Source organism: Haloarcula pellucida (genome assembly GCF_014647235.1).
GTDB classification, from domain to species: Archaea; Halobacteriota; Halobacteria; order Halobacteriales; family Haloarculaceae; genus Haloarcula; species Haloarcula pellucida.
The window spans coordinates 546779-559098 of the sequence record NZ_BMOU01000001.1 but is presented as its reverse complement, the minus strand read 5'-3'; the positions used below and the strand labels follow the sequence as shown (position 1 = coordinate 559098).

Below are 12320 nucleotides of genomic sequence, written 5' to 3'. Positions count from 1 at the left end.
GTGTCGGCTTCGCCGACTCAGTCGTCCGCGGCCTGTTCTTCGAGGTGGTCGGCCACCTGTGCCATCTTGACTTTGAACTCATCGAGGTCTGTCTCCTGAGCGTGGAGCATGGCGCTGTACCGCGACGTGAGACTCGCCAGCGAGGTGGTCTCTGCGAGTTCCTCGTCGGTCGCCCCGTGCATCGCCGCCGCCTTGCGGTGGAAGTGGATGCAGTACGGACACTTGATGTTGGCCGCGACGGCCAGCCCCATCAGTTCCCGATACTTCGGCGGGATCTCGGACTCGCCGACGGTGTACTTCTGGAAGAAGTGCCACTCGCCGACCATGTCGTCCTCCGGAATCGTATCGAGCGGTGGTGGGACCATCCCGAACGTCTCCGTAATCTCTTCTTCTACATCTGCGGGTTGTTGTTCTGTTGCCATGATTGGTGGTCGGTCGCTGTTCGGTCGTGCGGTACTGCGGTTCGGGGTCGGTATCGCTCGTAGAAGTTGCCCGGTCGACGAGATAGTTATGTGCTGACATTTGTCACTACAGACGGAGTCGGGTCGGCCTAGTCGCTAGTATATGACAGTATTTCCTCACGTCCGCCGTCGCCGAACGACGCTCGCGGTCGGTGGAACCCCTCGGAGAAACGAGCCGGTACAGTCAGCTAACGGACGAGACCTCAGAACGTCGAGACGTCGCCCTCGATGACCTTGCGGGTCACGTCGGTGACGCTCGCGAGTTCCGCGTCGACGGCCTCGCGTACCTCGGCTTCGATGTCGCTCACGGCGACCCCCTCCTCGGTGACGAGCATGGCGTCGGCGACGTGTGGTTCGTCGATGGGCGAGCCGATCTGAGAGAGGAGGCGAAGCTGGAGCTGGCGGATGCCGTCCACTTCGTCGACGACGGACTCGGCGATTTCCGTCGAGAGCAGGTTGTAGATCTTCCCGATGTGGTTCACGGGGTTCTTCCCGGAGGTAGCCTCCATGCTCATCGGACGGTTCGGCGTGATGAGGCCGTTGGCGCGGTTGCCGCGGCCGACGGAGCCGTCGTCGCCCTGTTCGGCGCTGGTGCCCGTGGTGGTGAGGTAGATGGACTCCTCGTCGTAGTCGTCGGCGGTGTTGACGTGGACGGTCACGTCGCGGTCGGTGTACTCCGTCGCCAGCGTTTCGACGTACTCGCGGACGTCCTCGACGGCCTCCTCGTAGGCCAGCAGGTCCTCGACGTGTTCGTCGACCATCGCGACGGCGACGGTGACGTCGATGTGGTCGCCCTCGCGCTTGCCCATGACCTTCACGTCCTGTCCGACGACGGGATTGTCGACGGCGTACTCGCCGGTGAGTTTCCGCTCGGTGTTGTAGACGATTTGCTCCGTCTCCGAGAGGGGTGCGTGGCCGACCCCGTAGCTCGTGTCGTTGGCCATGGGGACGGTCCCCTCCTCGCCGAAGACGCTCTGGAGGTCGCCCGACCCTTCGCCGAGTTCCACGTCGACGATGATATCGCCGCCCACGTCGAGATGCGGGAAGTTCTCGTCCAGATACTCGCGGGCGGCCTTCAGCGCGATGCTCTCGGCGGGAATCCGCTGGCCCTCGTACTCCTTGGTCGCACGGCCGACGATGAGGAGGTAGATGGGTTCGAGGACTTCCCCGCCGCCGTAGGCCGGGGCCGCGGTGCCGGCGACGAGTTGCGTCTCGTCGGTGTTGTAGTGGAGGACCTTGCCCACGCGGTCGAGGTACGTCTGGGCGAGCGCACGGGAGACGCTCTCGGCGACGCCGTCACAGATGGAGTCGGGGTGGCCGATACCCTTGCGCTCGACGATTTCGACGTTCTGGTCCTCGACTGCCAACCCGCTCTCGGGCTGGACGTGGATGTTCCGGTCGGTCATTGCTCGGACCTTCGCTGTGCCCGCTTCTATAACTTACGGGAACCGCTCGACGAAGAAAGATTACCTTCACGCATCCTCGAGCAGTAAGCCGAGGTACGACGTCCGGGTCTGGTCCTCGGGGTCCAGTCCGAGCGCTCGAAGCACCTCGTAGGCGCCCTCCCGGGCCGGTTCGACCCCGCTCTCGTCGGTCTCCGTCTCGACCTCCACGAACTCGCCGACGCCCTCGACGTCGTCAAGCGTGATCGTGTAGCCCTCGTAGCGGTAAAAGCGCCGGTCCTTCCGAACTGTCGCGGCGGGGTCGAACCCGAGCTGCTCGAAGATGGCGTCGGCCTTCTCGCCGTCGGTAACGCCGGTCTCGACCTCCTCGCGCGTCTTCGACTCGGCCTCCACGAGTGGCCCCTTGTAGGTGATGCGGGCCGTCGTCGCCCCGTCGCGCGTCTCTCGGCGGACCCGGAGCGCCTCGTCCGTCTCCGCGAAGTCGCGGTGCGGTGCGTCGTAGTAGGTGTCGACCTGCAGGACGTCGCCGGTCTGTTCGGCCCCGAGTTCGTCCAGTCGCTCGGCGACGGCCGCGAGGTCGGCGGCGACCTTGACTTCGACTTCGTACATGGCTGTGTGCTCTGTCGGGTCGGGCAAAAGCGATTGCATCCGTCGTCGACACCCGGTGGACATCGGGCTACTGTGACGGGCGAGGGGAGTAACGGCCACCTACCGCGGACCGCGAGTTTTAGTGTCCTCGCCCACCGGGTAGGGGTATGGACGGTCGCTACGACCCCATCGAGTCCCCCGACGAGACGACCGTCTTCCCCTATCACGACCTGACGCCGCCGACGACGGCCGACGTGGCTCGCGCGCGCAAAGTCGTCCGTCAGCACCTCCCGACCACGCCGCTCGTGCGGAGCGAGACCCTTTCGTCCGACCTCGACGCGGAGGTCTACCTCAAACGGGAAGATACGCTCCCCACCGGCGCGTTCAAAGTTCGGGGCGGCGTGAACCTCGTCTCGTCACTCTCCGCGGAGTTCCGCGAGGCGGGCCTCATCACCGCGAGTTCTGGCAACCACGGCCAGTCTATCGCGTGGGCCGGCCGGGAGTTCGGCGTCCCCGTGACGATCGGCGTCCCAGCGGAGGCCAACGACGGGAAGGTGGCCGCGATGGAGCGACTCGGCGCGGAGGTCATCAGACACGGCCCGGACTACGACGCGGCCCGCGAGCGCATCGAGCAGTTGGCCAGCGAGCGCGGCGCCCGATACGTCCACTCGGGCAACGAACCGAAACTGGTCGCTGGCGTCGGTACCGCGGGGCTGGAAGTCGTCGACGAACTGCCCGAGGTCGACCGGGTGTTCTGTCCGGTCGGCGGCGGCACCTCCGCTGCGGGCTACTGTCTCACCGTCGGCAAACTGACCGACGCCGACGTGGTCGGCGTCCAGTCCGAGGCCGCCCCGGCGATGCACCGCGCGTGGACCGACGGGTCGCTCGAACCCCACGACCGAATGGAGACGACGGCCGAGGGCGTGGCGACGCGCGTCCCGTTCGCGCTCACCATGGACCTCCTCGGCGACGGACTGGCGGACTTCCGTCTCGTCTCGGAAGCAGACATCCGAGACGGCGTCGCGCGCCTCTTCGAGGACGAACGCATCGTCATGGAGGGCGCCTGCGCGACGGCCGTCGCCGCCGCCGTCGAGGCACGGGCCGAAATCGCCGGCGAGACGGTCGTCATCCCCGTCTCCGGCCGGAACATCGACCTCGCGAAACTCGACCGGATGCTCGAAGCGAGCGAGTACTCGGCGTGAGGCCCGACGGGAAACGTTGTTCTTAAGAGTGCCACGACTGACGAACACGGTATGAGCAACGACTCCGAGGCCGAGGACGTAGAAGAAGAAGTAGAAGCAGAGACGGCCGACGAAGAGACCGAGAGCGGCCTGCAGGAGGGCGACGTCGTCAAACTCGCCTACACCGCCCGCACCGTCGAGGAAGGCCAGCTCGTCGACACCACAGACGAGGACGTCGCCGAAGACGAGGGCATCGACACCGAACAGCAGGAGTTCGGTCCCCGCGTCATCGTGCTCGGCGAGAACCACATCTTCCCCGACGTCGAGGAGGACATCTACGGTAAGGAGGTCGGCGACGAGGGCAGCGTCACCATCGCCGCCGCCGACGCCTTCGGCGAGTACGACGAGAGTGAAGTCCGCACCGTCTCGAAGGACAAGATTCCGGAAGACGACCGCTACCCCGGCGCACACGTCGACGTCGACGGCGAGCACGGGCACGTCGAGACGATCATCGGCGGCCGCGCCCGCGTCGACTTCAACCACCCGCTGGCCGGTGAGGACGTCGAGTACGACTACGAAATCGTCGCGGAAGTCACCGACCGCGAGGAGAAGGCACAGGGCATCATCGAGATGATGCTCGACATGAAGCTCGACCTCTGGTTCGAGACGGACACCGTCGAGGAAGAGCAGGTCGTCGAGTCCGACGACGACGACGAGGAGGGCGAACCCGAGTACGAGACCGTCGAGGTCGAGAAGGACACGCTCTACATCGAGGCCACGCCCCAGCTAACGATGAACCAGCAGTGGATGATGGGCAAACAGCAGATCGCCCAGCAGCTCACGCAGCTTCTGGACGTCGACCGAATCATCGTTCAGGAAGAGCTCGGCGGCGGCATGGGCATGGGTATGGGCGGTATGATGGGCGGCATGGGCGGTGCCGGTGGCGCCGACATCGAGGAAGCGCTCGAAGACGCCGACGTCGACGCCGAGGAGATCGTCGACGAGATCGAAGGCGCCGAAGAGTAACTCGACAGTCGAACTTCTCCGTCTTTTCGACCCCCGTAGTGACGCCTATCGGGGGATTGCCCTATCCGTCATTCGACCGCCACATTTCGGACAGCTGAGGCCCCGGCTGGACGCCGTCGTCCGGAACGAACAGCTGTCGCACTCGAACTGCTTTTGCTCTTTGGCGAGCGGGTCTCGACCACTCATGTAGATTGAGTAACACCTCTTGCATGATAAGCATTAGCACTGAATTGTCATGGTCGCCGGACGAGGCGGTGAGCGCACTGTCGGCGGAGAGGGCCACAGGCCGCGAGCGTGGCCGTCGTCAGGCGATGTCCCGACTCGTGTCGATGCTGACCTCTTCGACGAGGTCCAGTTTGATGACGTCGTTGGGCGCCCGGCCACCCCGGAACTTCGGGATGGCCAGCCGATTCTCCACCTCGTCGGTGTTCGTCGTCGTCTTGAGCTGGAACACCACGTCGGCGAAGTGTTCGGTCGTGTCCCGAAGCGGCGGGACGTCACGTCCGTCCAGACAGTGGAGGATAGCCAGACTACCGGTGTTGACGATGTGGTTCTGCAGGTCGTTCATGAACGCGCGGAAGCGAGAGTGGGGTTCTTGGGCCTCCAGCACGTCGAGCGGGTCGACGATGAGGTTCGACGTCTCCGGGAGCGCCGAGACGAGTTTCCCCGCGTTGTCCAGTGGCGCCTCGCCGGAGATGTGTCGGACCGTCGGGTCGCCGGTGTTGGCCGGCGTCTGTTCGATGCTGGCGACGACGGACTGGGCCGTTCGGTCGAGCGAGAGCCACAGCGTCCCGCGTGTGGCGGTGAGTTCATAGAGGAACAGTTCCGCCTGGCTGGCCGGCTGGGCAGTGAGGGCGACGATACTTCCCGCTGGAATACCCCCGTCGAGTTTCCGGTCGAGAACGTCGATGCCCGTTCGGAGCCGGTTCACCATGCCGTTTTGAGACAAGCATACCCACCTGATTAAATATTCCGCTTGGACAGGATTTTCGCACATTTCAGGTATCGAGACGCCGATTCCTCGGTTTCGAGTGGAGGATCTGGCAGTTCCGGAACGTGTACGACGTACTCACAGTCGAACAACGGCGTCGGGTCCGTCGTGCCGTCGCTTCTGGGGAGCAGGAGGACTGACGGGGTCGCGTCGAGTTGGCGAGCCATCGCCGACGTCTTCGTCGTGTCACGCAGACTCTGTGCGACTGGCGTCGAGACGAGGAGCGTCCGGTCGGCCGCGCGAAGTGGCACAACGGCGTCGGGACCGGCCCCGGCCGCACAGTCGAGCACGACGGGACGGTCACACTGCCGGAGACGGCGGAACGCCGACGCGGCGGTCGACGGGTCGGAACCCCGACACGGGAGGACGTCCACGCCGGCGAATCGAGGCGAGCGCTGTGCGACGGCGGCAGGTCGCTGACCCTCGGCGACGGCGGTGAGTCCCGCGACACGGTCGGTCTCGGCCCGGTGATGGATGTCGGGCATGTCGAGGTCCGCGTCGACGACGAGCGGTCGCTCGCCGAGGGTCGCCAGGGCACGGGCGAGTCCCAGCGCCGTCGTCGTCTTCCCACAGCCACCTTTTCCACCGGCGATAGCGAGCATGGCGGGGCTGGCTCCGTCTCGGGATTTGAACCTTCGCCTCCCCGTGTCGGGAGATTCAAGAGCGTCGGGGGCGCGGTACCGAGTAAGATGCGGCACGACCACATCATCAGCGCGAAACAACTGTCGCGGGCCGACATCGAGGAGGTGCTCGACCACGCGGCCGCCATCGCAGCGGACCCGGGTGCCTACGCGGACCGGCACGCCGATACGTTGCTCGGGATGCTCTTTTTCGAACCGAGCACGCGGACCAAGATGAGTTTCACGACGGCGATGAAACGGCTGGGCGGCGACATCGTCGACATGGGTTCGGTGGAATCGTCCAGCGTCAAGAAAGGCGAGTCGCTCGCCGACACCGTGCGCGTCGTCGAGGGGTACGCCGACGCGCTGGTCCTCCGGCATCCGATGGAGGGGTCGGCGAAGATGGCGAGCGAGTTCGTCGACGTGCCGCTGGTCAACGCCGGCGACGGCGCGGGCCAGCACCCGACACAGACCCTGCTCGACCTCTACACGATCCGTGAGAACGCCGGGTTCGACGACCTGACCATCGGTATCATGGGGGACCTGAAGTACGGTCGCACCGTCCACTCGCTGGCCCACGCGCTGACGAACGTCGACGCGCGCCAGCACTTCGTCAGTCCCGAGTCGCTGCAGTTGCCGCGGTCGGTCCGGTACGACCTGCACCAGGAGGGTGCCGAGGTCAGAGAACACACCGAACTCGACGAGATTCTGCCGGAACTCGACGTGCTCTACGTCACGCGCATCCAGCGCGAGCGGTTCCCCGACGAGAGCGAGTACCGCGAAGTCGCGGGTCAGTACCAGATAGACAGCGAGACGCTGGCCGCCGCGAAAGACGACCTGACGGTGATGCACCCGCTCCCGCGAGTGGACGAGATCGCCCACGACGTCGACGACACCGACCACGCGAAGTACTTCCAGCAGGCCCACAACGGCGTGCCGGTGCGGATGGCGTTGCTGGACCTGATGCTCGGAGGTGAGCCAGAATGACCGACGACGACCAACAACTCCGCGTCTCGAAGATTCGCAACGGCACCGTCATCGACCACATCACCGGCGGACAGGCGCTTAACGTCCTCGCCATCCTCGGCATCGACGGCACCAGCGGCGAGTCCGTCTCCGTCGCGATGAACATGCCCTCGGACCGCCTCGGCAAGAAAGACATCGTGAAAGTCGAAGGCAAAGAGCTCTCACAGAACGAAGTCGACGTGCTCTCGCTCATCGCCCCCGCCGCCTCTATCAACATCGTCCGCGACTACGAAGTGATCGAGAAACACCGCGTCGAGCGCCCGTCGGTGGTCGAGGGCGTGCTCGAGTGTCCGAACCACAACTGCATCACGACCGAGGACGAACCCGTCCAGTCCCGCTTTGCCGTCGTCGAGGACGGCGTGCGCTGTGAGTACTGCGACACCATCATCCGCGACAATCTGCCCGCGCACATCCTCGCGGACTGAGTCTCCCGATTTCGACGCGCCGTTCTCAGGGGACGACCGTCTCTAACACCCAGTCGTCCGGCGTCGCCCGTCGCACCTCGAACGGGTCGAACGCCTCCCGAGGGGCCTCGGCGAGGCGGCCGAGGAAGGGGCCGACCGGGTTCGGGTCCCGGTCGCTCACGAGGACGAACTCGTCGCCGCTGTCGAGTTCGGTGAACGTCTCTCGGACCCGGTCTTTGCGCGCTTCCGGCGACAGACCACGGATGTCGACGGCGTGGTCCGGCACCGCCACCTCGCCAGCCGTCTCGATGGACTCCGTAACGGCGTCGCCGAGGTCCGCCATCGCCTCGGGGACGTCGCCGGGCGCGGGCGTGCCCTGCAACTCGTGGGTGAACGGCAGTTCCGCCAACACGGGGGCGTCGAGGTCACCGAGGGCGTCGTCCTCGAAGAGGTCGTTCGGTTCGCCACAGCAGTCACAGACGTACTCGGCCATGTTGACGACCGTTCCGAGGACAGGCACGTCGTTGTCGCGGAACAGTTCGACGGTGCGACTGGTGTCGCTGACGCTGGCGTGGAACGGCGTCGTCACGACGACCACGCCGTCGACCGGCACCTCCTGTAAGGTCGTCAGGACGACGTCGCCGGTTCCCGGCGGGAGGTCGACGACGAGGACGTCGTCGTTGCGCCACGCGGTGTTCGTAAAGAGGTCGTCGAGCGCGTCGTGGGCCATCGCGCCCCGCCACGCCAGCGGTGCGCCGTCCTCCATCAGGCCGACGCTCATCACGTCCATCCCGTCGGTCCGAATCGGGAGGGGGTCGCCCTCGTCGCTGGAGTGAACCGGCCCCGAGACGTCCAGCAGTCCGGGCACGTTCGGGCCGTGGATGTCGGCGTCGAAGAGGGCCACGTCGTTGTCCGCCGCCAGCGCACACGCGAGGTACGTCGCCGTCGTGGACTTGCCGACGCCGCCTTTCGCGCTGGCGACGGCGACGATGTGGTCGAACGATTCGACGCTCTCCCGGTCCTCGCTGGACGGGGTCGCGCTCTCGACGTGGACGCTCTCGACGCCGTCGACGTCGTCGACGGCCCGCAACATGGCCTCTATCACCTGATTGCTCGTATCGCTGTCCAGCGAGGTCAGGTCTGTCTCGACGGTCACCTCGCCGTCCTCGGCGACGACGTTCTCGACGAACCCCGCCTCGAAGACGGAGAGGTCGGCCTTCGGGTCGCGAACCTTGCGCAACTGTGCCTCGACGCGGTCGGTCAGGGTCGTTCGGGCGTTCTCGGTCATCGTGGTGGGATGGGAATCATAGGTCGGGCATCCGGTTCAGACGGTCCTCGCCGGGGAGGAGGCGGGCGTCGGCCTCCAGTGTGCCGCCGAACTGCCGGCGGAAGCGGCCGGGGTCGGCCTCCAGCGAGCGCTCGGCTGTCTGTCGCACGACGGTCGCCGGGTCGTCGGTCAGTTCTCGGAGTCTGTCGCGGGCGGCGTCGGCGTCGACGCCGGCTAACATGTGGGCGGCCCACTCGCGGAGGCGTTCGCTCTCGTCGCGGCTCAAGTCCAGTAGCGTCTCGGCCATCGCTTCCCCGCGGAGCTTGAACAGCGAGATGGCCGCGTTCCGCCGGACGGCGTGGTGATCGTCGTCGGCGAGCGTCTCGGCGATGTCGTCCTCGTGGGCCTCTCGCGCGAGGTTGTCGAGCGCGACCACCGCCTCGGCGCGGACCCACGGGTCGGGGTCGGAGAGCAGTTCGACGGCGACGGCGGCGGCCCGTTCGTCGCCGTGGCCGGTCAGGGCCTCCACCGCGAACTGCCGGACGTCGCTGTCGTCGTCAGTCGTCGCCGCCTTCGCGAGGCCAGCGACCACCGCCTCCTCGGTGGGGACGTCCTGCAACGCGAGGGCGGCCCGTCGCCGGTCGACGTGGCTCCCGTCGGCGAGGTCAGAGAGCAGGTCGGCAGCGTCCGAATCCTCGACCGGTTCCGTGTCGGCGGCCGCCAGTTCTTCGGGCGTGGCCTCGCCGATGGTCACGTCCTCGCGACTCACCTCGATGTCTTCCAGCGCGTCGATGTCGGTGTGCATCCCCGGACTGCGCTCGGGGTCGAGTTGCGGGTCGGGGTCCTCCGCGAGGTGTTTCTCGAACTCGTCGTCGCCACAGCCACCGTCACCGCAGCCACAGTCGTCGCTCATCGACCAACCTCCAGCGAGACGAGCGCCGCGACGCCGAGGGCGAAGGGCACCGCCCGGCCGAGGGTCACCGGGACGCCCGCGAACGCGAGCAGTGCAACAGCGGCGAGCAGTGCCCAGCGTCGCTCGCGACCCGCGGCGCTGGCCGTCGTGACCGCGCCGCCCGCCGCGAGAGCGACCACGGGAAGCGAGGTGCCGACGGCCCCGGTGCCGACCAGCGTCACCGCGCCGGCGACGAACGGCATCGAGAGGCCGACGACGACGACGGCACCGAACGCGAGACACCCGCGGACGAGCGCCGAGGTGTCGGTGGCCGCGACGACCGGCGTGACGCCGATGCCGGCCAGCGCCAGCGTCGACGCGAGCGGTCGGAGCGACGCGACGCCGCCGACGCCGCTCGCGAGGCCGACGGCGAGAGCGAGACCGAGCAACCCGGCGACGGCGCCGGTCCCGGCGTCCAACTGGCTGCGGTGCGCGACGGTTACGACGGCGGTGCCGGCCACCACGGCGACGGCGGCGGGCGTGGTGACCGCTGGCGAGACCAGCGAGAGCAGGCCGAAGACGCCGACGAAGAGGAGTCCGACGCCGGCGACGGGGGTCCGCTCGGTGAGACCCACGACGAGCGCGGCCAGCGCGGCCAGCGCCGTCGCCGCGGGCGTCAGCAGACCGACGGGGGCCGTCGCGGGCGCCGTCGGGACGTTGACGATGAGCGCTGCGAGGAAGCGCCCGGCGAGGGCGACCGCCGCGAGCGCAGTCGCGGCGACGGCGGCCCGCCGGTGATCGACACCGGCCATCCGGGGAAGGACCGCCCGGAGCGTCGGGCGCGTGCTCATCGCCGACCCTCCAGCCGTTCCGCGAGGTCGTTTCTGTCCGCGCGGACGAACGCCTCCAGCAGTTCGCCGAGCGCGCCGTAGACGTCGGTCCCGGGTTCCTCGGCGAGACGGTCGGCGACGCCGGCGGCGGCGTGGCCGAGGTGCCGGTCGTGAAAGTCCAGCCGCGCCGTCGCGGCGTCGTCACCGACGGCGGCCTCCCGGCGGGCGAGGTAGCCCGCGAACTCCAGTTCGTAGGCCAGCGCGTCGTGGTTGTCGCGCTCGTTCTGGTCGATTTCGAGGCCGTAGTGGCGGTAGGCCCGCGCCAAATCGAGGTTCACGTCGTTCCACGACTGGTCGGGGCGGTACTTCGACTCGTACAGCGGCACCGGCGGCCCCTCGGCGTCCAGCGACCCGTCGGTTCGGTCGGTGTACTCGCTGTAGCCCAGTTCGAAGACGTCGTTGTACCGGGCCGCGAGCGTCTCGTAGTCGTCGTCGGTGGCGAGTTCGGGGACCGTCAGGTCCAGCGAAGTCTGCTCGGTGCAGGCCCGCACGTCCGCGTCCAGCGACCCCTCTGCTGCCGCGGCGTGGAACGCCTCGTCCGGATACCGGAACGCCTGTGCCAGCACCCGGTACACCGTCCCGCGGGCGGCCGCGTCCGGGTCGACGTCCTCGACCCCGTCGCTGGCGGCGGCCATCAGCGCATCCCCCCTCTGGCGCGGTGGACGCCGAAGGCCGTCACGGCGACGACGCCGACGATGGCGATGCCGGCGACGGTCCACAGTACCGTCTCGTAGGGCGGTCCCTCCGGTCCGGGCCCGAACGGGAAGTAGTGCCACTCGCTGACAGACTTCCGACCGGCCCGCTCGCTGTTCGACCCGTTCCAGACGGCGAAGGCCACGTCCACGTCGCCGTCGTCGGCAATGGTCGTCCGGTTCGCGCCGGACGCGCCCACGTCACGGGTGTAGACGACGGTCCACGTCGCGTTCTCGCCGCTCCCGCGGTGGACGGCCGTCGCGTTCACCGACGGGTTCTGGAACCGCGTGGTCGACCCGGCCCCGCCGGCTAACAGTTCCTCCGTTCCGGTCGCCCCGCTCCAGTACCAGACGTTGACGCGGTTGGTCGGGCCGCCCATCGCTATCGGCGGCCGGGAACTGGTGTTGACCGGGAACTGGACGGCGACGGAGTCGGCGAACGCCCGCGTCTCGTTGGTCGCCACGTCCCGGGTGGCGTCGTGCCACTGGAGACGGAGGTGCAGTTGACCGTCGCCGCGGGCCGCCTGCACGTGGACCCGTTCGACGCTCGTCTGGTCGGCGTTGGGGACGCTACTCGGGGCGCTGGCCAGCGGCACCGTCGCCGCCGGCACGTCCTCCCAGCCGTCGGTAGTCGGCCCGGAGAGGTCACCGGTGGCCGGTGCGACCGGGATCTCGTGTGCTGGGCGTGCGCTCGCCAGCGGCGCCGCCACCGCCGAGAGCGTGACGAGGACGGCGACGACGGCCGCCACCAGCAGGGTTCGCCGTCGTTTGCTGGTGGTGTCACGCATCCTCGAACACCTCCAGAGCGAAGCGCTGCCGAGCCCGAATTCGCTCACTGCGTTCGCTCATTCGAACACCGGGAGACCTGCGGTCTCCCGA

15 protein-coding genes are annotated in these 12320 nt (G+C 67.7%); 4 read left to right on the top strand and 11 right to left on the bottom strand.

From position 1 onward, the window contains the following. Nucleotides 1-17: 17 nt before the first annotated feature. The 3 genes from IEY28_RS03035 to cyaB form a co-directional block, all read right to left on the bottom strand. Nucleotides 18-422: a carboxymuconolactone decarboxylase family protein gene (locus IEY28_RS03035; RefSeq protein ID WP_188994410.1), complete on the bottom strand. Its 405-nt coding sequence runs from the start codon at nt 420-422 to the stop codon at nt 18-20. 242 nt (nt 423-664) lie between these two features. Then, nucleotides 665-1867: a methionine adenosyltransferase gene (locus IEY28_RS03030; protein ID WP_188994409.1), complete on the bottom strand. Its 1203-nt coding sequence runs from the start codon at nt 1865-1867 to the stop codon at nt 665-667. Nucleotides 1868-1933: 66 nt separating this feature from the next. Then, a complete protein-coding gene (gene cyaB, locus IEY28_RS03025; RefSeq protein WP_188994408.1) occupies nt 1934-2473 on the bottom strand; it encodes a class IV adenylate cyclase in 540 nt (179 codons plus the stop codon). Between the two features lie 146 nt (nt 2474-2619). On the opposite strand from cyaB, the gene IEY28_RS03020 reads away from it, so the two are divergent. Further along, nucleotides 2620-3654 carry a threonine ammonia-lyase gene (locus IEY28_RS03020; protein WP_188994407.1) on the top strand — a complete coding sequence of 345 codons (1035 nt, stop codon included), beginning with the start codon at nt 2620-2622 and terminating at the stop codon, nt 3652-3654. A 51-nt stretch (nt 3655-3705) separates the two neighbouring features. Then, on the top strand, nt 3706-4659 hold the full coding sequence (locus tag IEY28_RS03015; RefSeq protein ID WP_188994406.1) for an FKBP-type peptidyl-prolyl cis-trans isomerase: 954 nt from the start codon (nt 3706-3708) through the stop codon (nt 4657-4659). 45 nt (nt 4660-4704) lie between these two features. Here IEY28_RS03015 and IEY28_RS20890 read toward each other — a convergent pair whose 3' ends face one another. The 3 genes from IEY28_RS20890 to IEY28_RS03000 all read right to left on the bottom strand — a co-directional run bounded on the left by IEY28_RS20890 (nt 4705) and on the right by IEY28_RS03000 (nt 6252). Next, a complete protein-coding gene (locus IEY28_RS20890) occupies nt 4705-4845 on the bottom strand; it encodes a rubrerythrin-like domain-containing protein (protein WP_188994405.1) in 141 nt (46 codons plus the stop codon). Between the two features lie 118 nt (nt 4846-4963). Next, on the bottom strand, nt 4964-5593 hold the full coding sequence (locus IEY28_RS03005; RefSeq protein ID WP_166969463.1) for an RAD55 family ATPase: 630 nt from the start codon (nt 5591-5593) through the stop codon (nt 4964-4966). Nucleotides 5594-5622: 29 nt separating this feature from the next. Continuing rightward, entirely contained in the window at nt 5623-6252 is a 630-nt protein-coding gene (locus tag IEY28_RS03000; RefSeq protein WP_188994403.1) for a MinD/ParA family ATP-binding protein, read from the bottom strand. Nucleotides 6253-6339: 87 nt separating this feature from the next. On the opposite strand from IEY28_RS03000, the gene pyrB reads away from it, so the two are divergent. Together pyrB and pyrI are read left to right on the top strand one after the other, a co-directional pair. Beyond that, nucleotides 6340-7257: an aspartate carbamoyltransferase gene (pyrB, locus tag IEY28_RS02995; RefSeq protein WP_166969459.1), complete on the top strand. Its 918-nt coding sequence runs from the start codon at nt 6340-6342 to the stop codon at nt 7255-7257. Beyond that, nucleotides 7254-7721 (top strand): aspartate carbamoyltransferase regulatory subunit, encoded by a 468-nt coding sequence (gene pyrI / locus IEY28_RS02990; RefSeq protein WP_188994401.1) that lies wholly within the window; start codon nt 7254-7256, stop codon nt 7719-7721. The genes pyrB and pyrI overlap by 4 nt, the downstream gene beginning before the upstream one ends. Nucleotides 7722-7746: 25 nt before the next feature. Here pyrI and IEY28_RS02985 read toward each other — a convergent pair whose 3' ends face one another. From IEY28_RS02985 to IEY28_RS02965, 5 genes are read right to left on the bottom strand one after another with little or no spacing between them, the layout of a single operon-like run. After that, on the bottom strand, nt 7747-8988 hold the full coding sequence (locus tag IEY28_RS02985; protein ID WP_188994399.1) for a P-loop NTPase: 1242 nt from the start codon (nt 8986-8988) through the stop codon (nt 7747-7749). Nucleotides 8989-9004: 16 nt separating this feature from the next. Beyond that, complete coding sequence (locus tag IEY28_RS02980) at nt 9005-9880, bottom strand: HEAT repeat domain-containing protein (RefSeq protein ID WP_188994397.1); 876 nt, start codon at nt 9878-9880, stop codon at nt 9005-9007. Continuing rightward, nucleotides 9877-10710: a DUF8068 family protein gene (locus tag IEY28_RS02975; protein WP_310914996.1), complete on the bottom strand. Its 834-nt coding sequence runs from the start codon at nt 10708-10710 to the stop codon at nt 9877-9879. Before IEY28_RS02975 ends, IEY28_RS02980 begins: the two co-directional genes overlap by 4 nt. Then, complete coding sequence (locus IEY28_RS02970; protein WP_188994395.1) at nt 10707-11384, bottom strand: molecular chaperone TorD family protein; 678 nt, start codon at nt 11382-11384, stop codon at nt 10707-10709. Before IEY28_RS02970 ends, IEY28_RS02975 begins: the two co-directional genes overlap by 4 nt. Then, nucleotides 11384-12229, bottom strand: a complete 846-nt coding sequence (locus tag IEY28_RS02965; RefSeq protein WP_188994393.1) for an ethylbenzene dehydrogenase-related protein — start codon at nt 12227-12229, stop codon at nt 11384-11386. The genes IEY28_RS02970 and IEY28_RS02965 overlap by 1 nt, the downstream gene beginning before the upstream one ends. Nucleotides 12230-12320 lie beyond the last annotated feature (91 nt).